Origin of the sequence: Nocardia alni (assembly GCF_019038435.1) — a bacterium.
Lineage (GTDB): Bacteria > Actinomycetota > Actinomycetes > Mycobacteriales > Mycobacteriaceae > Nocardia > Nocardia alni.
Map to the genome: position 1 here is coordinate 25,516 of NZ_JAGPOX010000016.1, position 22,325 is coordinate 47,840.

Here is a 22,325-nt window from a genome sequence, read left to right on the forward strand (position 1 = left end):
TCAGGCTGTCGCGTAGCGGTTGGGGACGGTGACCGGCAGGCCGAGCAGTGCGCGCAGCGGACCGTCCGGGTAGGCGGTGCGGAAGGCGTTGCGTCGCTGCAGGATCGGCACCAGGCGATCGGTGATCGCGGTGAGGTCGTCGACCGCGACGCCGGGGCGCAGGCGGAATCCGTCGACGCCCAGCTCACGCCAGGTGAGTAGCAGATCGGCCAGCTCGTCGGCGCTTCCGGCGAAAATCGCCGCGTCGGAGATGAATTCGACGCCGGCGACCTCGTTCAACCGCGCCAGGCGGGCGGCGCCGCTCGCGGTCTCGGTGTCCAGGAAGACCACCAGGTCCGCGTACACCCGCAGCGGTTCGCCGGCGCGATATGCCTGTGCCGCGACGACCTGGTCCAGAATCGGCTCCGGTCCGGTCTCCCGGGCGGGTGTGACGAATACCAGATCAGCCGTGCGGGAGGCGAATTCATAGATCAGCGGGGCGTGGGCCAGGGCCGTCACCACCGGCTGTCCCTGTGGCGGACGCGGCGTGATGGACGGTCCGCGCACGCTGAACTGCGGGCCCTGGAAGTCGATGTAGTGCAGTTTGTCGCGGTCGATGAATCGCCGGTTCGGCACGTCGCGGATCTCGGCGTCGTCCTCCCAGCTGTCCCAGAGCCGTCGCACCACCTCGACGACATCGGTGGCCTCGGCGAACAATTCATGCACCTGACCGGGCGTCGCACCCGCGCCGACCGCCTCGGCGATTTCCGCGCGCGCCAGGTCCCGGATCGTGCGACGGCCGAAATGCGCCGCCTCCGAGCCTGTTCCGGATATCTTCACCTGCCATCCCGCGCGGCCCCGCGAGGTGTGGTCCAGGGTGGCGATGGCCGCGGAGACGTGGAACGGCTCGGTGTGGGTGGCGGTCACCGTCGGGATCAGCCCGATATGCTGGGTGGCCGGGGCTATCCGGGCGGCGATCAGATGTGCGTCGATTCTGGCCCGGACCCGGTCCACCGCGTCGTCCGGCGGCGCGGACCGGGTGCCGGGAATCGTCAGGCTGTCCTCGATGCTCACGAAATCCAGCAACCCGCGCTGCGCGATACCGGCCAGATCCGTCCAGTAGCCCGGGGAGAACAGTTCGGCGGGACGGGAATCGGGCTCGCGCCATGCGGCCGGATGCCAGCCCGCCCCATCGAGCGCAACGCCGAGATGCAACGCGTCCGGTGCCATCGGTTCCCCGTTCTATCGGTAGACGATCACCAACCACGATCGGCGTCCGGCCCGTTCGGCGTCAACGGTTGAAATCAGCTCGATCCAAGGGAAATAAACTGTGTGCAAGCGGAATTGGACGTTGGGTGACCATCGACACGACCATCGGGCGGGACCGGCCCGTCGCCCCGGAGACCACCGACGCGCCGCACCCCCTGGACGACCCGGTACGCACCTCGCTGCACGGCGAGCACCATCGGTTCGCGACCTGGTCGGGCCGGATCGGCCGTTACGACCCGCAGGTCACCCGGTTCGTCGGCCACCCGCCACAGCTCGACCAGCAGGATTGGGCCGACCTGGCCGTCATTCTCGGACCCGGCGGCGCCACCGGCTTGCGCGGCGCGGGTCACGTGCCGCCCGACGGCTGGACCGTTCTGGACGAGAAGGGCTCTGTGCAGATGGACGGCACCGCCCTGCGCGTGGCCCACGACCCGGAACTCGAGGTGCTCACCCCGGCGGACGTGCCCGAGATCCTGGACCTGATCGCCCGCACCGAACCCGGCCCGTTCACTTCGCGAACCATCGAAATGGGCACCTACCTGGGCCTTCGGGTGAACGGTCGGTTGGTGGCGATGGCCGGTGAACGCCTGCACCCGCCCGGCTGGACCGAGATCAGCGCCGTCTGCACCGACGCCGAGTTCCGCGGCCGCGGTATCGCCACCCGCCTCGTCCGCGCGGTGGGCGCGGGTATCCGCGACCGCGGCGAGATCCCGTTCCTGCACGCCCTCGCCACGAACACCACCGCCATCAGCCTCTACGAGACCCTCGGCTTCACCCTGCGCAATCGTTCGGTCCTCACCATCGTGCAAGCCCCGGACGCGCCATCAGCGTTCCGGTCATAGTGCCGCCGATTCCGCACTACGGGGACCAGACAGCGCACTATCTGTTCAGCAATCTGCCGACTCTCGCATGCGGCGCCGCCCAGCCGGGGCGCACCGGATTGGCTCCCGGCGGCGCAAGGGAGTTCCATGGCGTCCGCTTGGCCCCCGACGCCCACTGATCGGTGTCGGTGGCGGCGGAGATGATCTCCCGGACGTCCCTGAGTCGCTGTGGATCGCTCGGATTCCGCAGCGCCGCGTCGACGGAATCCAGGCTGAGCTCCGCATGCCTGTTGCCGATCCACTGGAGCATGCGTTCGGCGTTGAGCTGGTCGACTCCGGCCAATGTTCCGGTGGCCGCGGTGAGATCACCGTTCGCCACCTGCTGCAGCTGTTTGATCTTGGTAGCGGCCGGGTTTGTCATGTAGTCGGTGACGAAGCTGCGCTGCGGTCCGAAGGCGGCGCCGGCGTCGAGGGTGACGCCTCCGGGGTTGGCGCGCTGGAAGCTGAACGCGGCCGCCTGCAATGTCGCCAGATCCGCGGCGACCTCCTCGGGATCACCGGTGCCGTCCACCAGTCGAAGCGAGGAGTCCTGGGCCCGTTGCACGGCGGCGACCATGCGGCCCAGGCGCTTGTCACCGAGGGTCCACGTACCCGAGTTCGCCTCGACGATTCCCCAGGAGCGGATCGCGTTGAGCTTGACCCTCTCGTTGGTGAATCCGGCGCCCGTCAGCGCCGCGTAGGCGTCGCTCACCTTGCCACCGACATCATCCAGGCCGGTCAGGGCCGCCGCGGCGCCACGCACGGTATTGACACCGCCGGCCCGCTCGGCGGCCTGCCGGGCGGCGGTCGAGAACAGCCTGCGGTTCATGTACGACTGGGCATAGAACCCCGTCTCGCCGCCGACTCCCTCGCCACCCCAGAATCCCCACTGCCCCAGCGATGCCGCCTTTTCCCGCCGCGCGAATTTCCGCAGCGGCGTCCGGGTTCCGAACAGCCACTCGGTCACCGGCGAATTGTTGAACGTGCCGGCCGCGGCGAGATCCACGAGCAGCCTGTTCGACGCCAGCGAGTGGCTCGCCCCGACGGCGCCCATACCCAGCGCCGCGCCGCCGCCGGAACCCGCCGTACCCGACCCGGCGCCGCCCTGGATGCCGAGGGCGAACTTGTTGGCGAGCCACTCGTTTCCGTGCTCCAGGCTGCGGCCGATGCGGCGCAGCTGCGAGATCGCGATGACCTCCACGATCCCGCCGACGACGAAGACGGCCATCACCTCGCCACCGGCCATATCGAACAGATCACCCAGGAACAGCACGTACACGCCGAGGAAGACGGTGAAGATCGTCATCCGCGCCGCCGCGACCACCCCGTCGACCATGTTGCGCACCAGGAATGTCTGGGTGACGCCATAGACGAATCCGCCCGCGGCGAATCCGAAGATCGACAACAGTCCGTGGTAGATCGTGTCGAGCGCGGACTTGATGATCTTGATCGCCAGGTAGGCCCCGAACAGCAGCAGTAACGCTCCCAGCAGCAGGATCAGCAGGCCCGTCCCGATCTGATCGAAACTCGGATTGTTCGCCGACGCCTGCGCGGCCGAGTCCCCGCATCCGGCGAGACCGTTCTTCACCCGGGTTTCGCTGCCCGCGGCGACTCCCGCCGACCACGCCGCGCGGCAGGCTGCATCGTTGTCGATGACATGCCCGAAGTTCCACACCTGCAACGGATGTCGGGCGAAGTCGTCGGCCAGCATGCCCTGCATCGTCGCCACCAGAGCGGTCGGATCGGTGGTGTCCTGCCCGTCCAATCCGGCCGCCACCGAGATGCCCAGATTCCGCCCCTGCGCCAGCAGGCCATCGGAGGAGAACGTATCGGCCAGTGGCGCGGCCAGATACAGCGGCCCGATCACCGCGACCGCGAGCATGGTCGCGACCTGCAGCGTCGCCTTCGAATAGTGGCCGCGGACAACGAAATACGCGACGAAGAACGCGCCGATGGCCGCGGCGGTGACCAGCATGATCGGCGTGGCGATCTGTCCGCTGAGGCTGTGCGCGATCCCGGTCAGCGGCTTGGCGAACCACTGCAGCCAGCTGAAGCTCAGGGCATAACCGATCAACCAGATGGCCGTCGTCACAATGATTTTCCAGCCCGCGAACTCCAGGCCGAGCACCGTCGAGACGGCGGTGTCCCCCGGATTCAGCAGGCTGCCGTGGTTGGTGGCGTACAGATAGTTCGACAGCTGCACACCATAGGTATCGGTGATGTGCATCCAGCCGAGCGCACTGCTGGTGGACGATTCGGCGGCCAGCGCCCCGGTCCCGGCGCGGGCCGTTGCGCCCAGCACGCCGGGGAATACGACGAGTCCGAAGACGGCCGCCACGGCCCGCAGGAGCCAACGCCTCCCGAGCGATATGTAGTTGTTCCCCACCACGACCCGATTCGCCTTCCGCACGCCGTTCGAGCACGACAAAGGAGTGACCGCACATCGGGGCTGCTCAACAGTCCCCGGAAAGCCACTTGCGAAGTTAACGTGACGGTATGAACGACCGCGGTCCGGCTTGCGAATAGCGCGCGACGAAAACCCTTCGGCGCGTTGGGATTCGTTCGTGCGGCGACGCCGGCTGTTCACCTTCCGGTCATCACCGGCGTCGCTGCGAACTCCTTTCCCTGCTCGTATGAGATCTACGTCACGGCACGCCGACCGGGAGGCCGCAGTTGTTGGCCGAGTCGACCTGCGCGCAGGGCGCCGGGGGATGGGTCGGGCGATAGTTGCCGGGTACCCCGCCGGCCGCGATCACGTCCCGGAAGGCGCCGACGCCGTCGGTGGGTATGCGGGCCAGCCGGGCGTCGCCGACGACGTCGACGGTATACAGGCCGAATCGCGGTGTGTAGCTGCCCCATTCGTAGTTGTCGTTCAGGCTCCAGTAGTTGTAGCCGATGACGTTCACGCCGTCGGCCTTGGCGCGCTGGACCCAGTAGACGGTGTCGCGGAGGTGACCGGCGCGGGTGTAGCCGTCGGCGCGCGGGCGGCCGTTCTCGGTCGTCATGCCGTTCTCCACGATGTACAGCGGCTTGTTCGGGAACTGCCGTGCGTAGTGGCGCAGCGCGTAGTAGATGCCCTCGGTATGTACCGGCAGGTCCCACAGGTTCCCGCTGCCGCCGGACGCCCAGTAGTAGTCGATACCGAGGAAGTCGAAGTTCTCACCGATCAGGTCGAGGAATCTGTGGTTCACATCGAGGCCGACCCCGGGCACGTAGCCGAGGTTGCTGGTGACGAGCGCATTCGGGCGTAGGGCATGGATGGAGGCGAAGGCCGCGTTGTGGACCGCGGCGAGCCGGTTCAGCATCGGCTCGCGCTGGGCCTGGCTGATCCGGCCGATGCGTTGTTCGCTGCCGATGTAGGCGATGGGCTCGTTGATGGTCACCCAGATCGGCCGGTAGCGGTCGAAACGCTGTACGACGGCGGCGGCATTGGCCAGCCAGAGCCCGATCATCGCGTCGGTGTTCCAGCCGCCCATATCGGCCACCCAGCCCGGGTAAACCCAGTGGTCGAGGGTCAGCATCGGTGTCATGCCGTGGCGGACAATGGTTTCCACGATCTGCCCATAGTGGTTCAGCGCCTGCTCGTCCCAGATGAGCGGCCTGGGCTGCACCCTGGCCCACTCGATACTCATGCGGTACACCCCCGCGCCCATCGCCCGCGCGTTACCGATGTCCTCCGCGTAGCGATCCCAGAACCGCACCGAGTTGTAATACGGCTCGGCCCTGCCGGAGCTGACGAAGCGGCTCCAATTGCTGTCGGGCGCATAACCTTCGGTCTGGAATCCGGACGTCGAGACGCCCCAGAAGAAATTACCGCCCAGCTGCGCGACCGCGCCCGCCGATTCCCTGAGCGGCCCCCCGAGCCCGGAAGGCGGCGTACCCCCGGCCGTACCCCGTGTGACCAGGGCGGCCGCCGCCGCCGCGCACCCTGCCAAGACTTGACGTCGGTTAGGTGTTCCCATTCGCTCCAGGGTAGCCAAAACTATTGCAACATAAACGAAATTCCGCCCATGGGCGGGTCGGATCGACCGCTGGGGCCCGGCCCGGGAGTTCTCACAGGTGGGAACAGCGGTGGCGGAACTACGGGCTCATGTGCGTATCGTGCTTCTGCGAACACGCTTGTTGCACGAACACATTCCTTCATCCGGACATCGCGTCCGGGTGAAGTCACGATGCGGATGGGGTACCGCCGTATTGCGCTACCGTGACCTCTCAGCGGATGCCGATCGGCGGTTCGGCGTCCTCCGCACAGTGATCCCATCTCGGGGACGGGTCCGCTCTCGGCCCGTCCCCGGGATGGTCTCGGGCAGTCAGCGGTTGGCCGCGATGGACAGCACCGTGACCGCGTTCGCCTCCTCGGCGGCGACGAAGGCATACCGGTCGTCGGGTGACACCGCAACGTCATCGGGGCCCGCACCGACCCCCAGTGTCGCCGTGACCTGCCGGGTGGCGGTGTCCAGGACGGAGACGGAACCCGATCCGTTGTCGGCCACATAGGCGTGGCGGCCATCGCGCGCGTAGGCGATCGACTGCGGATTCTGGCCCACCGCGGTGGTGGTGACCCGCAGGGTGGCCGTGTCGATGAAGGATACCGAGGCGGCGTTGTAGCTGGCCACCAATGCCTGGCTGCCGTCGGGGGACACCACGACGCAGTGTGGTGACTCGGGCACCGGAATCGTCGCGCGGACAGTGCGTCCGGCGACGTCGATCACCGACACCAGGTTGGACTCGTGATCGGCGACGAAGGCGGTCTTCCCATCCGGAGTGAAGCTGATCCAGTGCGGATTGGGGGCCACGGGAATGGTTGCCACCACCGTATCGGTCGAGGTGTCGATCACCGACAACGCGGACGAATCGTGATCGGGCACCCAGACCTCGCCGCCGTTCGGGGTGACGGCAAGGGAGTAGGGGCGCAGGCCGACCGGAATGTCGTCGAGGATCGCATTGCTGGCGATATCGAGGACCTCCACCACACCGGCGTCGTTGTCCCCGTAGGTGCTGATGTACGCGTGCCGCCCATCCGGCGTGAAGGAAGCGAAGCGTGGCGGCAACGGGGTGTAGATCATCGGCGCTGCCGCACCCTGCCCCAGCGCGAGCCCGTACACCCGATGATCGCCGCCGATCACCAGGCCCTGCCAGCCCGCGGGAGGTACGGCGAGCGCCTGCGGTGCGGGGACCGGGACCTTGCCCATGACAACGGGTTCGGCGATCGATGGCGCCGGGTGCAGGATGGCGGATGACGCCGAGGACGGAGCGTACGGCGAGGGTACGGCGGATCGCGATGCGGGCAGGGCGGCGGTCGCTCCGCGTGTGCTGTTCTTGTCGCCGATCATCACAACCAGCAGGGCGCCGGCGAGCAGCAGCGCCACCAGCGTGACCGCCGCGAATACCAGCCACCACAGCTGTCCCGATCGGATTCGGCGCCAAGACCTGCCAGGCGCAACGACTTCCGAGGCTTCCCGTGACCTCACCACTGAAGTATCCGCCGAACCTGCCGGACAGGTGGTCCGTTCCGGCAGGCGCCGACAATCAGTCCATATGCTCGATCTGGCGGATCTTGTTCATCGCGTCCAGCGCGGCCACCTTGTAGCTCTCGGCGAGGGTGGGGTAGTTGAAGACGGCGTCGACCAGGTAGTCGACCGTGCCGCCGCAGCCCATCACGGCCTGGCCGATGTGCACGAGTTCGGTTGCGCCGGTGCCGAAGACGTGGACGCCGAGGATTTCCTTGGTCTCGGAGCAGACCAGCAGTTTCAGGACGCCGTAGGAGTCGCCGATGATCTGGCCGCGGGCCAGTTCGCGGTAGCGCGAGACACCGACCTCGAACGGTTTGCGGATGGCGGTGAGTTCGTCCTCGGTCTGGCCGATGAAGCTGATCTCCGGAATCGTGTAGATGCCGATCGGCTGCAGCGCCGACAGCGTATGCACCGGCTCGCCGCAGGCGTGGTGCGCGGCCAGGCGGCCCTGCTCCATCGAGGTCGCGGCCAGCGCCGGGAAGCCGATCACATCGCCGACCGCGTAGATGTGCGGGACCTCGGTGCGGAAATGCTCGTCGACGGTGACCCGGCCGCGCTTGTCCGCGCTCAGGCCCGCCTTCTCCAGCCGCAGGCCGGCGGTCATGCCCTGACGACCGGCCGAATACATCACCACCTCGGCCGGAATCTTCTTGCCGCTCTCCATGATCGCGATCGCTCCGCGCGGATGCCGCTCGACCGCCGTGACGGTCTCCCGGAACCGGAAGGTGACGGCCAGATCGCGCAGGTGGTACTTGAGCGCCTCGACCACCTCGATATCGCAGAAGTCCAGCATCCGCTCCCGCGACTCCACCACGGTCACCTTGGTGCCCAGCGCGGCGAACATGGACGCGTACTCGATGCCGATGACACCCGCACCGATGATGATCATCGACTGCGGCACCCGCTCGAGCTGCAGGATGCCATCGGAATCGATGATGGTCCTACCGTCGAAATCCACCGTATCCGGCCGTGCCGGCTGGGTTCCGGTGGCGATGACGATCTTGTCGGCGGTGACCTTCAGCTCCTGCCCGGTGCCATCGATCACCTCGATCGTGTGCTCGTCCACGAACGCGCCCAATCCGGGCAGGAGCGCCACGTGATTGCGCGCGAGCTGGTTGCGGATCACGTCGATCTCGCGCCCGATCACGTGCTGGGCGCGCGAGAGCAGATCGGTGACGGTGATGTCTTCCTTGACCCGATAGCTCTGCCCGTACATCTCGCGCTGACTCAGGCCCGTGAGATACAGCACGGCCTCGCGCAGCGTCTTGGACGGGATGGTGCCGGTGTTGATGCACACCCCACCGATCATGTCGCGGCGCTCCACCACGGCCGCGCGTTTGCCGAGCTTCGCGGTGGCGATGGCCGCCTTCTGACCGCCGGGACCGGACCCGAGGACGAGCACGTCGTAGTCGTACATGGGGCTCAGTGTGCCAGCGTGAGGTTACATCCGCAGTCGGATGCCGGTGGATGAGGCAGTGGCCCCGCGCTCCTGGATGCCGGAGTGCGGGGCCACTGTGCGAATCATCGGAATCGGCAGGGTGTGTCAGTTACCCGCCGAGCCGGTGCCGAAAAGCCCGCCGCCGCCGGCTGGCTTTTTGGGATCGGTCTTACCGGACGGACCGTCCTGGACGGCGGTCTGGTCCTTCTTCGGGGCGCTGCTCTTACCCTCGGTGTCCTGCTTGCCGGATGTGCTGCTCTTACTGTCGGAGTCCTTCTTGTCCGCGGTGCTCGCGGTACCGGAGGCGTCCTGTTTTCCGGCCGAATCCTTATCGGCAGATCCGCGATCGCTCTGCGCGCTCGTATCGCTCGTCGTGCCCTGGGTGCTCTTGTCACCGTCGCCCTTGGCTCCGGTTGTCCCCGGGGCGTCGACCGTGCCGCCCTTGACGACATTCGGGCAGAGGTTGTCGAGCGCGGCCTGCCGGATCAGTGTGGTTTCACCCTCGGTGACATATACCTCCGGGTCCCACTTCAGGGCCTTGTCGGCCGTCTCGGCGGAATAGATCCCCTTGGCGACCTGGTCCTTGATGTAGGCACACGACCGCTGGCCCGCCTTGATCAGCGCGTCGGCGTCCTTTCCGGTCCCGGACTTCGCATCTTCCTTGTAGGCGGTCTGGTAGGTGTCGTCCAGCGCCTTCAGATACGCCCGTTCGGCGGTGGTCGCCGCCGAGGCCGTGCCGGAGAGCAGGCCGACGGTGGCGAATCCGCAGAGCAGCGTCGTTACAGCAGTCCTGTTCAATCCAATCCTCTTTCACTGGGGGCGCGCCTGGGCGCGCCGAAATCCAACGAGCAGGGACGGTGTTGATGGTCGTTCGGCAACCAACATCGAGCGCGCATGCGGGTGGGTCCCGCAGGCTGATGTTTGCTGAATGTTGTCCAGATTCTGCTGAGCCTAGTGTCCGAATTTTTATGATGCACGGCACGGCACACCCGGCGTGTCGCGCTGGTCGGGAGGCTCGTTGCGAGGTACACGGCAGATAAGCGACCCGCGCGGGCGTAACCTTGATTTCCGCGACGGTCCGCGAGACGAGGGAGGGCGGAGATGGCGCAGGTCTTGATCGCCGAGGTCAGTTCGGGCGGTAGTCCATGGAAGGGACAGCGAGACCGCTCGAGTGAGAACTTCTCGCTGGGCGAACTCCCCGCGGGAGCAACGGAATTGCTCTGGCGAACCGAACCCGATACCGCGAGCATCAGATTCAACGTGCTGTCCGACGTCAGGGCGAACCTCGACCAGCGTGTCCTGTCGAATATCGCCCCCGGCGCCAGAACTCCGATACCGCGCGAGCGAGGGTTGTCGCGCCGGGGTTTCTATATCGCCAACCCCTCCGGCGCGAAGCAGGACACCTTCATCGTGCGGGTCTACGCCCTCGTGCCCGATTAGTGCTGCAACGCCCCGTTATTCCGGTGGTGCTGCACCGCCCCTCCGCCATTCCGGTAGTGCCGCTCCGGCCCTCCGCCATTCCGGCACGCCTTTGGCTGGAATCCATATGTATTGGCGCAGTTGAATCCCGGCCAAGAGCGTGCCTGGACGACGAGTGATGCTGCCGGGCCAGGAGGTCACGTACGCAGGTAGGAGGCTCCGTTGAGGTCCAGGACCGCGCCGGAGGCCCACTGCGCCTGCGCGGAGGCCAGATAGAACACCGCCGCGGCGACCTCGTCCGGTGTGCCGACCCGCCCGAACGGACTCTGCGCGCGAACCGTATCGCCCTCGGGGCCGGTCAGTTTCGTCTCCTGGCGCTCGGTGCCGACGAAGCCCGGCGCCACGGAGGTGACCGAGATGCCGTGGGGCGCCAGGGTTACCGCCATGGACTGCCCGAAGGCGTGCAGCGCCGCCTTACCGGCGGCGTACGCGGGAAAATCCGGTTCACCCCGGAAGGCGCCGCGCGAGCCGATATTGACGATGCTGCCGGGCGACCCACGGTCCATGAGATGGCGGGTGACGGCGTAGGTCAGGTTGGCCGCGCCGAGCAGATTGACATCGATCATCTGTCGCCAAACCTGTTGCCACTGCGCGTAATCGACGTCCGCGATCGCATGTCTGGTGGCGGCCGAGGGGGCGACGGCGGCATTGTTGACCAGCACGTCGATGCCGCCCAGCTCGCGCACCGCGGTCTCGGCGATCGCGCGCGTGGCGTTCGGATCGCGGAGATCGCCCGCCACCATGATGTGGCCGGAACCGGGCAGCCCCTTCAGGGTCTGTTCCGCGGCATCGGCATTGGCGCCGTAGTGGACGGCCACCCGATCGCCGTGTTCGGCGAAGATCGACGCGACCGCCCGGCCGATCCCCCGCGAAGCCCCGGACACCAGAACCCGCCTCATCGCGCGAACACCTGGTCTTCGTCGGTAAAGGCCTTGAACTCCAAGGCATTACCGGCGGGATCACGGAAGAACATGGTCCACTGCGCGGCCGGGCGATCCGGGAACCGCAGATAGGGCTCGATGAGGAATTCCGTACCGGCCGTGCGCAGCCGGGCGGCCAGGGCATGGAACTCGTCGGTCTCCAGGAGCAGGCCGAAGTGGGGGATCGGCACGTTGTGCCCGTCGACCTCGCTCGTCCCGCGTGCCGCCGCGCCTTTGGGCACGACATGCGTCACCAGTTGATGGCCGTGCAGGTTCCAATCGATCCAGTGATCGCTGGAGCGGCCCTGCGCGAGCCCGAGCACATCGCCGTAGAACACGCGGGCGGCGTCGAGATCGTCAACCGGGATGGCCAGGTGTACGGCGGGACGGGATGACATGATTCCAGCTTGCTCCGGCTCATGTCCTAATGTCAACATTAAGACATGAGCACTCCGTTACCCAAAGCGGCTCGCCGCGGACTCGCCGAAGAGGCCGCCGACCTCATCCGCCAGGCGATCTTCGCCGGAGACTTCTCCCCGGGCGCGCCGCTGCGTGAGGTCGATCTGGCCGCCGCGCTGGGCGTCAGCCGAGGATCGGTCCGTGAGGGGCTGACCCTGCTGGCGCGCGAGGGGCTCATTCACACCGGGTGGCATCGCGCGACCACCGTCATCGAGGTCACCGCGCACGATGTCGAGGAGGTCTATTCGCTGCGGGGCGCGCTGGACCGGCTGGCCGCGGTCAGCGCGCAGGCCGCGGCCGAACCCGGCCTGTTCGCCTCGCTCGACGAACTGGTTGACGCGATGGAGACGGAAGTGGGCGGCGCCGCGTCGGGGCAGCGCCTGCTCGCCCTCGACATCGCCTTTCACGACCGCATCTACGAGGCCGCGGGGAATCGACGGCTGCGCGAGGCATGGCTGGGTGTGCGCTCCCAGGTGTATCTGTTCCAAATGCGCCGCGTCGCAGCCGGATACGAGCACTACCGGGATCGGGTGATCGATGAGCACCGCGAATTGGTGGCGCTGCTGCGCTCGGAGGACCACGAGACGCTTGCCCGCTGCGCGCAGGAACACGTCGACTCTGCCCGCCGCAATCTACTGAAGCATCTGTACGCCTGAGCGCTGCCGCCCGAGCGGCGCTCGATCGCGATCCCGCCCGATCGGCGCGGCGAAATCTATTGAGCTGTACGGGCTTCGGTGGCCGGGATCACCTGCGCGGCCGGTGCGGACGTGCCTGCGCGCACCAACCCGAACGTCATCCGGGACAGCATCCCGTCGCGAACCACGAGCGTATGCCACAGCACCGCCGCCAGGTGCGCGGCGAAGGTGACGTACAGCAGATAGGCGGCGACGATATGCGCGCGCAACAGGACCGCGAACACGGTCGCGTTCGCGGGTGCGATGGACGGCAGGTACCACGATCCGAACAGCACGACCGGCTGCCCCGACGCCGATACCATCGCCCACCCGAACAGCGGTTGCAGAATGAACAGCGCGTACATCAACCGCTCGGAGTACTTCGCGGCCAATCGTTCGGGCCGCGACATCCCGGGCGGCCACGGTGGCGGTGTATGCCGCAGCCGCCAGCCGATGCGGACCAGCGCGAGTATCAGAATCGCGAAACCCAAGGGTTCATGAATGGTGACCAGCAGGTGGAACTCGCTGATCGAGCCGACCATGAACACGCCGATGAACAGCATGGCGATGACGGCCGCGGCCATGATCCAGTGCAGGCCGCGGGCGACGGCGGTGAACTTCACGGCGGTTGTCTCGGTGTCACTGGGCACGGTGGGCCTCCGGCGCCTCGACCGCGCTGGGGGTATGCGGTTCGCGGGTGCGCCGCTGATAGGACCGCGCATACACCGACGACCGTGCCGCGAGCAGCGGATCGTCCGACAGGTCGATCCCGGTCGGCAGCACCGTCGGGTCGAAGTTGACATCGCGCGCATTGTCCGGCGCTTCTGTCGCCACCGCGTCGATGCTGAGCGTGCCGACCTCGACCTGCCGCCGGTCCGCGGGCCAGGCGCGTGTCGCGTCGTTCGTCGGATCGCCCGGCTGTGCGACCGTGACCACCATCCGCCAGCGCGCCGGTCCGTGCGCGAGGCGTTCGATCAGCGCATCGAACAGATAGTCCCGTCCCGCCGCGTGCGTACCCGCCGCGAACGGATCCTCCGGGAGCAGACTCCACCGCACCGGCGTCGTCGCGCCGGCGGCATCGGTGAACCGAAATGCGTTGAGCCCGTTGAACGGACTGTTGGCGAACCCGTTCGAGGGCGTCGTCCGTGCGACGACGGCCATCGCCCGCTCGGTCTCCGGATACTTCGCGAGGAACGCCGCGAGCTTGGCGGGGTCCGGTTTGCCGGTCGCGGCCACCGGTTCCGTGGCGAGCATCCGGTCGTAGAACCCCCGCGGCACCCGGTCGAGGAATACCGGAATGTTCACCATGGCGGTCCGCCACTGCTCGCGTCCGTCCAGATGGAACAGCAGCGCGAGTCCCCGTACCGTTCCGTTCTGATCGGCGGCCATCGGCATACCTCCCGACAGCGAGAATCGGGCCGTCACCGGCGTGGATCCGGTCCGAAACACCGTCGCCGCCGACAGCGCGGCCCCGGCCCCGTTGCTGACGAACGTCCCGGAAGCACTCAGCCCCTTGGCATGATTGCGCCGAAACCCGCTGTGCCGCCCATAGACCTGTTCGAACCGATCGACGAACGTGCCCGAACTCAGGCTGTCCGGTGTGAACCAGCCTCCCGCCCACGCGAACGCGCCGACATTGACCGCCGAAATCCCGCCTACCGCAGCGATACCGGCCAGTGCGCCTCGGCGAGACAGCCCCCGCCCCGGCGTATCCGCAGCCTCGGATGGTGGTACCGGATCGGATGGTGCGTGCTCGTCCACACTCGCCTCTTCATGACAGTCGTACCGAAACCATTACGCCGCACCGACGTTACGTCGCCGACGGACCGAAGCGGCCGCACAGCCAGTGACGAAACTGTGACGTGCCGAGGGCCGGGTGCGGTGCCCCGCCGGCGGCGTGTCGCCTTCGAGTGTCAGCCGTCGACGGATGTTAGCTAGTCGATTGCTACAGTTGGAATGCTAGACGATCGGCAGTTCCGTGCGGTCCTATGGCCCAAAGGAGTCGATATGCGGCGGTTGGTGGTTGGCATCACCGGTTCGACCGGTGCGGTACTCGGGATCAGATTGCTCCAGGAGCTGCGGGAGCAGCCGGAGGTGGAGTCGCACCTGGTGATCAGCCGGTGGGCGCGATCCACGATCGAGTGGGAGACGGGGATGGCCGTCCGGGACGTGTCGGCGCTGGCCGATGCCACCTACAGTCCTGACGATCTGAGCGGCCCGCTGGCGTCGGGCTCGTTCCGCACCGACGGGATGTTGATCGTGCCGTGCAGCGTGAAGACGGTCGCCGGGATAGCGGCCGGATATGCCGAGGGCCTGGTTCAGCGGGCCGCGGACGTCACGCTGAAGGAACAGCGCAGGCTGGTCGTCGTGCCGCGCGAGGCGCCGCTGAATGCCATCCACCTGGAAAATCTGCTGAAGCTGGCGCGGTTGGGGGTGATGGTGATCCCGCCGATGCTCTCGTTCTATCAGCGTCCCGAATCGATCGACGATCTGGTGAACGTGTTCGTCGCCCGGCTGCTGCGGCATTTCGGTCTCGAGTCGAGGCACGACTACGAGTGGACCGGATTCGCCAGCGCCCGGCGCCCATCGCCCGAAGAGTAGAGGGGTGGCATCATGACCGAATCTTCAGCTCCCGCAGCGCCCATCCGAGACCTGCGCGAGGGCATCGAGTTGTTGAAAACGCTGGAGGGGCAGTTCGTTTCGACGGCGGTCGAGGTCGATCCGCAGGCGGAGCTGGCGGGTGTGTACAAAAAGGTCGGCGCCGGCGGCACGGTGACGCGCCCGACCAGGGTCGGCCCGGCCATGCTGTTCGAGAACGTCAAGGGGTACGACATTCCGGTGATCGTGGGCGTGCTGGCCTCGCGCAGACGGATCGCGGCGTTCCTCGGCGCGGACGAGAAGCGGTTGGGCAAGCACATGCTCGACGCGATGCGGCACGCCAAGGACCCGGTGCTCGTCGATTCCGCACCCTGCCAAGAGGTCGTGCACCGTGCCGACGACCCGGACTTCGACCTGCGCACGCTGCTGCCCGCGCCGACCAATACGCCGCAGGACGCCGGTCCCTATTTCTGTATGGCGGTGCTGCGCGGGACCGATCCGGAGACCGGCAAGCACGATGTGACGATCCATCGGCTCTGCGTGCAGGGGCGTGACGAATTGTCAGTGTTCATGCAGACCGGCAGGCATATCGGCTTCATGTACGACAAGTACGACGCGCGGGACGAACCGATGCCGATCACCATTTCGATGGGTATCTCCCCGGTGGAATATATGGCGATATCGTTCGAGCCGCCGTCGACCCCGTACGGCTTCGACGAACTCGAATTCGCCGGTGGGCTCAAGGGTTCCGCGGTCGAACTGGTCAAGGCGGTGACGGTCGACGAGGCGGCGCTGGCCTCGGCGGAGATCGTCATCGAGGGGCTGATCCAGCCCAAGACCCGGGTCGCCGAGGACCAGCACACGCACACCGGCTTCGCGATGCCGGAATTCCCCGGTTACGACGGCGTCGCGAACCCGTCGCTGCCGATCATCAAGGTCACCGCGGTCACCACACGCCGCGATCCGATCCTGCAGACACTCGTCGGTCCCGGCGAGGAACACGTCAGCCTGGCCGGCATCCCGACCGAGGGGTCCCTGACCCAAGCACTCGAGGACGCACTGCCGGGACTGGTCGCCAACGTCTACGCGCATTCGGCGGGCGGCGGCAAGTACCTCGGCATCCTGCAGATTCACAAACGCGACCACAACGACCAGGGCCGCGAGCGGCAGGCCGCCCTGGTGGCCTTCGGCGCCTTCCCGGAAATGAAGCACATCATCCTGGTCGACGACGACGTGGACATCTTCGACACCGACGACGTGCTGTGGGCGATGACGACCCGCTTCCAGGCCGAGCGATCCATCATCCCGATCCCCGGCGTCCGTTGCCACCCGCTGGATCCCTCGGCCGATCCCGATTTCCTGTGGACCAATGTCGACCACGGCATGTCGACGAAGGTCATCTTCGACTGCACGGTTCCGTGGAACCTGCGCGACAGCTTCATCCGTGCCCCGTTCCAGGACGTCGACGTCTCCAAATTCCTGCCCGGCTGGACGGCCGGCTGAACCACCGCGCCGACGGTTCCCACGACTGGGGATTGGGAAGACTGGGAACCGTTTCGGAGCGGCTTCTCGGGAAAGGATGTGACGTGGCGACATGGGTGCTGCGGACTGCGTGCGGTTCGCGGTAACGATCGCACCGCCGAAGGAATACATTCATCGCGAGGTCTTTCGCGAGGTGGCGGAGACGGTGAATGCGGCTCTGCTGCGTCTCGGTTTCGACAGTGTGCTGACCGACGATATCGCTCTCCCCGGCCGGAGGCATATCGTATTCGGTAGCAATACGCTGTCGTGGTGGGATATCGAGGTTCCGGACGACGCCATTCTCTACAATTTGGAACAGATCTTCCCGGGTACGGGGTGGGCCACGGACGAGTTACTGGCCCTGTTCCGGCGGCACATCGTGTGGGACTACAGCCTTCACAACATCGCCGCCCTTCGGGCGACGAGGGTGAATAATGTTCGGCATGTGCCTATCGGCGGCGTTCCGGAGCTGACGAGAATTCCGCCCGCCGCGACGAGAGACATCGATGTACTTTTCATCGGCACATACAATGACAGGCGGCTGGCGGTGATCCGGAGACTGAAAGGAATGGGTATCAACGCGCAGGCCCATACCGCCGTCTATGGCACTGCTCGTGACGCTTTGTACGCGCGGGCAAAAATAGTCTTGAACATCCACCACGATCACGCGATCTTCGAAATTGTCCGAGTATCGTATCTACTGGCGAACCAAGTCTTCGTGATCTCGGAAAACTGTATCGACGACGAGGGCGCAGAATTCTCCGACGCGGTCGTCTTCGTCGATTACGAATACATCGTCGGGACGTGTCTGCGTTATCTCGCCAAACCTGCCGCTCGCGAGGCCCGCATCGAGGTCGGCCGGGAAATCATGCGAAGCAGACCGGCCACCGAATATATCGCCGCGGCACTGTCGGAGCTTCCGGCATCGAGCCTCGATCTCGCGTCCGGCCTTCGTCGGCCGACGACGCCACAACGAATCTGACCGCGGTCGGATCGGTGCGCTGTGGCGAGGTCGGTCTATCGGGTTTCGGCTAGCCGGAGGTTCGTGGGGGGAGGGTGACGGGGTTGTCGTAGCTGCTCGGCGGGTCGACGTAGGAGCGTGCCACGGGTGGGCGGGTCGGCAGGTAGCCGGCCGGGACGCCGTGGGATCCGATGATGGCGCGGTAGGCCTCGACCGTGTCGGTGGGGGTGCGGGTGAGCGCGGGATCGGTGTCGACATTGACGGTGTGCAGACCGAAACGCGGTGTGTAGGAACCCCATTCGTAGTTGTCGGTGAGGCTCCAGTAGTTGTAGCCGATCACGTTCATGCCGTCCATGCGGGCCCGCTGCAGCCAGTAGACGATGTCGCGCAGGTAGTCGGCGCGGTCGTAACCGTCGGGGCGGGGCTGTCCGTTGTTCGTCGGCATGCCGTTTTCCACCACGTAGAGCGGCTTGCCGGGGAACTGCTGCGCGTAGTGCCGCAGCGCGTAGTAGACGCCCTCGGGCTGCAGCGGAAGGTCCCACTGCTGGCGGTTCGGCGGCGGAGTTGTGCTGGGATCGTCCGCGCCGTAGTAGTAATCGACGCCGAGGTAGTCCAGCTTGTCCTTCAGCCGCCCCACCATCGGCCCGTTGTCCTGGGTCTCGGCGCCGGACACGTAGCCGATGTTGCTGGTGACCATCGCATCCGGCTGCACCTGATGGATGTAGTCGTAGGCGCCGCTGTGCACCGCGGCGATCAGCGGTTCGATGGCCGGGCCGGAAATCCCCGTCTGCTGCTCCTCGTGCACGATATAGGCGACGGGCTCGTTGACGGTGACCCACAAGGGCTTTCGCGGCGCATAGCGGTCGATGACCTTATGGGCGTTGGTCAGCCAGTCGGCGACCATGCCCGAATCCTTCCAACCGCCCTGGGCGGCCTTCCATCCCGGATACACCCAGTGATCGAGGGTGATCATCGGCCGCATACCCGCGGCGGCGATCGCATCGAGCACGGAATCGTAGAAGCGGAAAGCGTTTTCGTCCCACTGCCCCTGCTGGGGTTCCACCCGTGCCCATTCGACGCTCATCCGGAAGACGTTGATGCCCAAGGACTTGGCGAGCGGAATATCGGAGGTGTAGTGGTCGTAGAAGTCGACCGAATTGGCGTAGGCCTCGTACTTCGATTGCTGGATATAGCGAATCCAGTTGCTGTCCGGCGCATGACCTTCGGACTGGAAGCCCGATGTGGCGACGCCCCAGAGGAAATCGGAGCCCAGCGGTTCGACTGTGGCGGGCGGCGAGGACGTTTCGGGAGATTTGGGTGCGTTCACGGTGTCCATCATCCGGATAACGCCGGGAACGCGCAGGACAAATTCGCCGATCCGCCTTCGTCACCCGATACTGTGCTGGTCTTGGTGGTTGCCGACGAATATGAGGTGTGAAGTGTCACGAAACGCGCTGTTGCCGACAACCGAGCGACTCCTGACGCATCGGCTCGCGGTGGAGCAGTCGCGGTTCCGGGTGCCCTCGCTGATCGCCGCGGTGGTCCGGGACGGCGAACTGGCCTGGTGGGGTGCGCGTGGCCGGATGAGCGAGGGGGCCGAGCCGGGACGAGCGACCGCCGACACGCAGTACCGGATCGGTTCGATCACCAAGACCATGGTCGGCGTCGTGGTGCTTCGCCTGCGCGACGAGGGCAAGCTGGACCTGTCGGACCCGCTCGAACGACACGTCCCCGGAGCGCCGATGGGGAATCGCACGATCGCCCAACTGCTTTCGCACACCGCCGGGGTCCGCGCGGAGTCGCCGGGCGAATGGTGGGAGCGCACCGAAGGCGGCGACTGGGCCCAGCTGGCCGAGGCCATGGACGGCGAGGCTACGGTGCTTCGGGCGGGCAGCCGGCACCATTACAGCAACGTGGGCTACGCCGCGCTCGGCGAGCTGATCGCCCGGCTGCGCGGCCGAAGCTGGTTCGAGGCCGTGCGCGCGGAGGTACTCGACCCGCTGGGCATGGACCGGACCACCACCTCTCCCGTCGCCCCGCACGCCACAGGCTGGGCGGTGCACCCGTGGGCGGACGTCGTGCTGCCCGAACCCGCGCACGACCACGGCGCGATGGGCGCGGCCGGTCAGCTCTGGTCCACGGTGGACGACCTGGTCCGCTGGACCGCCTTCCTCGGCGGGAACACCGGATCGGTGCTGTCCAAGGACACCTGGGAGGAGATGCGGGAACCCGCCATCGTCGCCGACGCGGACGAGTGGACCGACGGCCACGGCCTCGGCGTGCAACTGCGCCGTCACAAGGGCCGCAGGCTGATCGGCCACGGCGGGGCGATGCCCGGATTCATCGCCTCGGTGTGGGCCGACCCCGCCGACCGCACCGGCGTGCTGTTCCTGTCCAACACCACCTACGGCGGCATCCGGGGCAGGCTGGACCTGGGGATGCTCGACATCCTGGCCGAGCACGAACCGTCGCTGCCCGAGGAATGGTTGCCCGCCGTCTCCGCCGATCCCGCACTTCTGGCGCTGACCGGCACGTGGTACTGGGGCTCGGCGTCCATCGCGCTGCACCTGCGCACCGACGGCCGACTGGAACTGAAGACCCTCGCACACGGCGGCCGGACCTCCCGATTCCGCCCCGCCGGTGCGGACGCCTGGACCGGTCTCGACGGCTACTACGCGGGCGAGCGAATGCGGGTCGTCCGCGGTCCGGACGGCGCGGCCGACCACCTCGAGCTGGCCAGCTACATCTTCACCCGCGAGCCGTACCCGCCGACCGCGCCCATCCCCGGCGGTGTCGATCCGGGCGGCTGGCGCGGCCGATGAGCGCCGCGCACACCTGAAGCCTTGCGCTGTCAGCGTTTACGTGCGATCCCGGCCCAGCACCCGGCCTCCGGGTCATGGCTCGCCGGCGGCTGGATACCGGGGCGCCAGCGGTGCACACCGACGACGCCGGGGTCGAGCAGTTCGTACCCGTCGAAGAAGCCCGCGACCTCCTCGCGGTCGCGGCTCTGGGCGAATACGCCGCTGGCGCGATAGGTCTGGAGCGCTCGTTCCATGACCTCGGGATCGAAATCCGTTGTGATGTGGGATATTACGAGGTAGGAGCCGGTGGGTAGCGCGTCCATCAGCGTGTGAACGATCTTGTACGGGTCCTGGTCGTCGGGCACGAAATGCAGCACCGCGATCAGTGACAGCGCGACCGGTTCGCCGAGGTTCAGCGTCTCGCGCAACTTGGGCGCGGCCAGGATCGACTCGGGCTCGGTCAGATCGGCATCGATGAAGGTGACCCGCCCCTGTTTGGTGCTCAGCATCAGGGCATTGGCATGAGCCAGGACCACCGGATCACGGTCCACGTACACCACGCGGGCCTCGGGATTGATCTCCTGAGCGATCTGATGCAGGTTCGGCTGCGTGGGGATCCCGGTCCCGATGTCGAAGAACTGCCGCACGCCCAGAGCGCTCAATTCCCGGACCGCGCGTCCCATGAAATCGCGGTTATAGCGCACACCGGCTTCGACGGTCGGCCATATCTCACGAATTCTCGCCGCGGCCTCCCGATCGACGTCATAGTTGTCCTTGCCGTGGAGAAAATAGTCGTAGATCCGAGCACTACTGGGTTTGTCCAGATCCATCGACTTATCACTCATACCTGTCTCCACATCTAGAGGCGTCCTGCCACTGCACCGATACCTTGCCGGGCAACCCGATTCGTGTCACGATACGCGCAGCGTCAGAGGCATGTGGCGCGGTTCGCGCCTGGACGGGGTTTCGGCCCCGTGCCTCGATCGCCGAGGTCGGTAACAGCAAGGGCGACAGGCGATCCCTGGAGTGCCGGTGGACCGGACCAGCGCCAGTGACACTCGCGCAACGCCTCCATCCGTCTGATGTTGCTGACCGCTATGGCCGGATCCCCGTAGTGCATACCGGATTTGTCGATGCCGAAGGTGGTACTGCCGGGCCATCGCCGATACAGCAGACTGACGTTCTCGGCCACGCATCCGCTCGACACGGCCTCCACGGCCAGCAGCAACTGGATGTCCTCCTGAGTGGGGACCGCGGGCCAACCCCCAACTGCCCGAATCAGATTCGTATAGCCGCACAACGTCCCCGCGACCACCTGCAGCTGTCCACGCGCGACGCCGTCGGCGAAGAACCCCGGCGCCGTCGGCCCCGGCGCCGGATCTCGCGGCCCCGGCCGCATGATCCCGTCGGGCAACAGGTCGACCGCCGCCGACACCACCCACGCCGCCCCATGCTCGCCGATGGCGGTGATATCCCGATACAGGGCACCGGGAGTCAGCACGTCATCGGCATCCACGGCCCTGGTCAACACACCCTCGGCCCGCCCCAGCGCCAGAGTGCGAGCGATGGCCGCACACCCCCGGGGCCCCTGTCCGAACGAGATCCGCGGATCCTGCGGCAATTCCGCGAATGGCACCCCGGTATCCCCGTCCTCCTGCACCAGCCATTCCCAATCCCACCCGACAGGAAGCTCCTGCCCGACCAGCGACCGATACGTCTCCCCGATATGCCGGTGCTTCCCGGCCACCACGGCGGTGATGAGGCTCAATGTCGGCATGACCCACAGTCCGTCCGTTCACTCACCCCGGCCCTCGAGGCAGCGGAACCATACGGTCGACCCGATCCCCGCGCCA

20 protein-coding genes are annotated in these 22,325 nt (G+C 66.8%); 7 read left to right on the plus strand and 13 right to left on the minus strand.

Annotated features, from left to right (window positions below):
• The gene (locus tag JZ791_RS08935; RefSeq protein ID WP_216893736.1) at window positions 1-1,209 is read right to left on the minus strand and encodes an LLM class flavin-dependent oxidoreductase; all 1,209 of its coding nucleotides are present in this window, start codon (window positions 1,207-1,209) and stop codon (window positions 1-3) included.
• Between the two features lie 131 nt (window positions 1,210-1,340).
• Here JZ791_RS08935 and JZ791_RS08940 point away from each other — a divergent pair, with 131 nt between their 5' ends.
• Window positions 1,341-2,090, plus strand: a complete 750-nt coding sequence (locus JZ791_RS08940) for a GNAT family N-acetyltransferase (protein ID WP_308162858.1) — start codon at window positions 1,341-1,343, stop codon at window positions 2,088-2,090.
• Window positions 2,091-2,127: 37 nt separating this feature from the next.
• On the opposite strand, the gene JZ791_RS08945 is transcribed toward JZ791_RS08940, so the two are convergent.
• The 5 genes from JZ791_RS08945 to JZ791_RS08965 form a co-directional block, all read right to left on the minus strand.
• Window positions 2,128-4,497 carry a hypothetical protein gene (locus JZ791_RS08945; RefSeq protein WP_216893737.1) on the minus strand — a complete coding sequence of 790 codons (2,370 nt, stop codon included), beginning with the start codon at window positions 4,495-4,497 and terminating at the stop codon, window positions 2,128-2,130.
• 256 nt (window positions 4,498-4,753) lie between these two features.
• Window positions 4,754-6,070: a family 1 glycosylhydrolase gene (locus JZ791_RS08950; RefSeq protein ID WP_216893738.1), complete on the minus strand. Its 1,317-nt coding sequence runs from the start codon at window positions 6,068-6,070 to the stop codon at window positions 4,754-4,756.
• Window positions 6,071-6,418: 348 nt separating this feature from the next.
• Window positions 6,419-7,579 (minus strand): YVTN family beta-propeller repeat protein, encoded by a 1,161-nt coding sequence (locus JZ791_RS08955; RefSeq protein WP_216893739.1) that lies wholly within the window; start codon window positions 7,577-7,579, stop codon window positions 6,419-6,421.
• Window positions 7,580-7,637: 58 nt separating this feature from the next.
• Window positions 7,638-9,038 carry a Si-specific NAD(P)(+) transhydrogenase gene (gene sthA, locus JZ791_RS08960; RefSeq protein ID WP_216893740.1) on the minus strand — a complete coding sequence of 467 codons (1,401 nt, stop codon included), beginning with the start codon at window positions 9,036-9,038 and terminating at the stop codon, window positions 7,638-7,640.
• 126 nt (window positions 9,039-9,164) lie between these two features.
• The gene (locus JZ791_RS08965; protein ID WP_216893741.1) at window positions 9,165-9,857 is read right to left on the minus strand and encodes a hypothetical protein; all 693 of its coding nucleotides are present in this window, start codon (window positions 9,855-9,857) and stop codon (window positions 9,165-9,167) included.
• Window positions 9,858-10,160: 303 nt separating this feature from the next.
• On the opposite strand from JZ791_RS08965, the gene JZ791_RS08970 reads away from it, so the two are divergent.
• Window positions 10,161-10,499: a hypothetical protein gene (locus JZ791_RS08970; protein ID WP_216893742.1), complete on the plus strand. Its 339-nt coding sequence runs from the start codon at window positions 10,161-10,163 to the stop codon at window positions 10,497-10,499.
• A 176-nt stretch (window positions 10,500-10,675) separates the two neighbouring features.
• Here JZ791_RS08970 and JZ791_RS08975 read toward each other — a convergent pair whose 3' ends face one another.
• The gene (locus tag JZ791_RS08975; protein WP_216893743.1) at window positions 10,676-11,437 is read right to left on the minus strand and encodes an SDR family NAD(P)-dependent oxidoreductase; all 762 of its coding nucleotides are present in this window, start codon (window positions 11,435-11,437) and stop codon (window positions 10,676-10,678) included.
• Complete coding sequence (locus JZ791_RS08980; protein ID WP_216893744.1) at window positions 11,434-11,856, minus strand: VOC family protein; 423 nt, start codon at window positions 11,854-11,856, stop codon at window positions 11,434-11,436. Before JZ791_RS08980 ends, JZ791_RS08975 begins: the two co-directional genes overlap by 4 nt.
• A gap of 45 nt (window positions 11,857-11,901) precedes the next feature.
• Between JZ791_RS08980 and JZ791_RS08985 the strand changes: the two genes are divergently transcribed.
• Window positions 11,902-12,573, plus strand: a complete 672-nt coding sequence (locus JZ791_RS08985; RefSeq protein ID WP_216893745.1) for a GntR family transcriptional regulator — start codon at window positions 11,902-11,904, stop codon at window positions 12,571-12,573.
• Window positions 12,574-12,629: 56 nt separating this feature from the next.
• On the opposite strand, the gene JZ791_RS08990 is transcribed toward JZ791_RS08985, so the two are convergent.
• Together JZ791_RS08990 and JZ791_RS08995 are read right to left on the minus strand one after the other, a co-directional pair.
• Window positions 12,630-13,241, minus strand: coding sequence for a cytochrome b (locus tag JZ791_RS08990; RefSeq protein ID WP_308162853.1), 612 nt, complete (start codon window positions 13,239-13,241; stop codon window positions 12,630-12,632).
• Window positions 13,231-14,352, minus strand: a complete 1,122-nt coding sequence (locus JZ791_RS08995) for a catalase family peroxidase (protein WP_438804493.1) — start codon at window positions 14,350-14,352, stop codon at window positions 13,231-13,233. Before JZ791_RS08995 ends, JZ791_RS08990 begins: the two co-directional genes overlap by 11 nt.
• Before the next feature lie 246 nt (window positions 14,353-14,598).
• Between JZ791_RS08995 and JZ791_RS09000 the strand changes: the two genes are divergently transcribed.
• The 3 genes from JZ791_RS09000 to JZ791_RS09010 all read left to right on the plus strand — a co-directional run bounded on the left by JZ791_RS09000 (window position 14,599) and on the right by JZ791_RS09010 (window position 17,692).
• Window positions 14,599-15,192, plus strand: coding sequence for a UbiX family flavin prenyltransferase (locus tag JZ791_RS09000; protein WP_216893747.1), 594 nt, complete (start codon window positions 14,599-14,601; stop codon window positions 15,190-15,192).
• 12 nt (window positions 15,193-15,204) lie between these two features.
• Window positions 15,205-16,692, plus strand: coding sequence for a UbiD family decarboxylase (locus tag JZ791_RS09005; RefSeq protein WP_216893748.1), 1,488 nt, complete (start codon window positions 15,205-15,207; stop codon window positions 16,690-16,692).
• Window positions 16,693-16,783: 91 nt separating this feature from the next.
• Complete coding sequence (locus JZ791_RS09010; protein WP_216893749.1) at window positions 16,784-17,692, plus strand: CgeB family protein; 909 nt, start codon at window positions 16,784-16,786, stop codon at window positions 17,690-17,692.
• 49 nt (window positions 17,693-17,741) lie between these two features.
• Here the strand turns inward: JZ791_RS09010 and JZ791_RS09015 are convergent, their stop codons facing one another.
• Complete coding sequence (locus tag JZ791_RS09015) at window positions 17,742-19,007, minus strand: family 1 glycosylhydrolase (RefSeq protein ID WP_438804495.1); 1,266 nt, start codon at window positions 19,005-19,007, stop codon at window positions 17,742-17,744.
• A gap of 103 nt (window positions 19,008-19,110) precedes the next feature.
• Between JZ791_RS09015 and JZ791_RS09020 the strand changes: the two genes are divergently transcribed.
• Window positions 19,111-20,493, plus strand: coding sequence for a serine hydrolase domain-containing protein (locus JZ791_RS09020; RefSeq protein WP_308162855.1), 1,383 nt, complete (start codon window positions 19,111-19,113; stop codon window positions 20,491-20,493).
• 29 nt (window positions 20,494-20,522) lie between these two features.
• On the opposite strand, the gene JZ791_RS09025 is transcribed toward JZ791_RS09020, so the two are convergent.
• Window positions 20,523-21,317: an SAM-dependent methyltransferase gene (locus tag JZ791_RS09025; protein WP_254205417.1), complete on the minus strand. Its 795-nt coding sequence runs from the start codon at window positions 21,315-21,317 to the stop codon at window positions 20,523-20,525.
• 83 nt (window positions 21,318-21,400) lie between these two features.
• The gene (locus tag JZ791_RS09030; RefSeq protein ID WP_216893752.1) at window positions 21,401-22,249 is read right to left on the minus strand and encodes a glycosyltransferase family protein; all 849 of its coding nucleotides are present in this window, start codon (window positions 22,247-22,249) and stop codon (window positions 21,401-21,403) included.
• Between the last annotated feature and the right edge of the window lie 76 nt (window positions 22,250-22,325).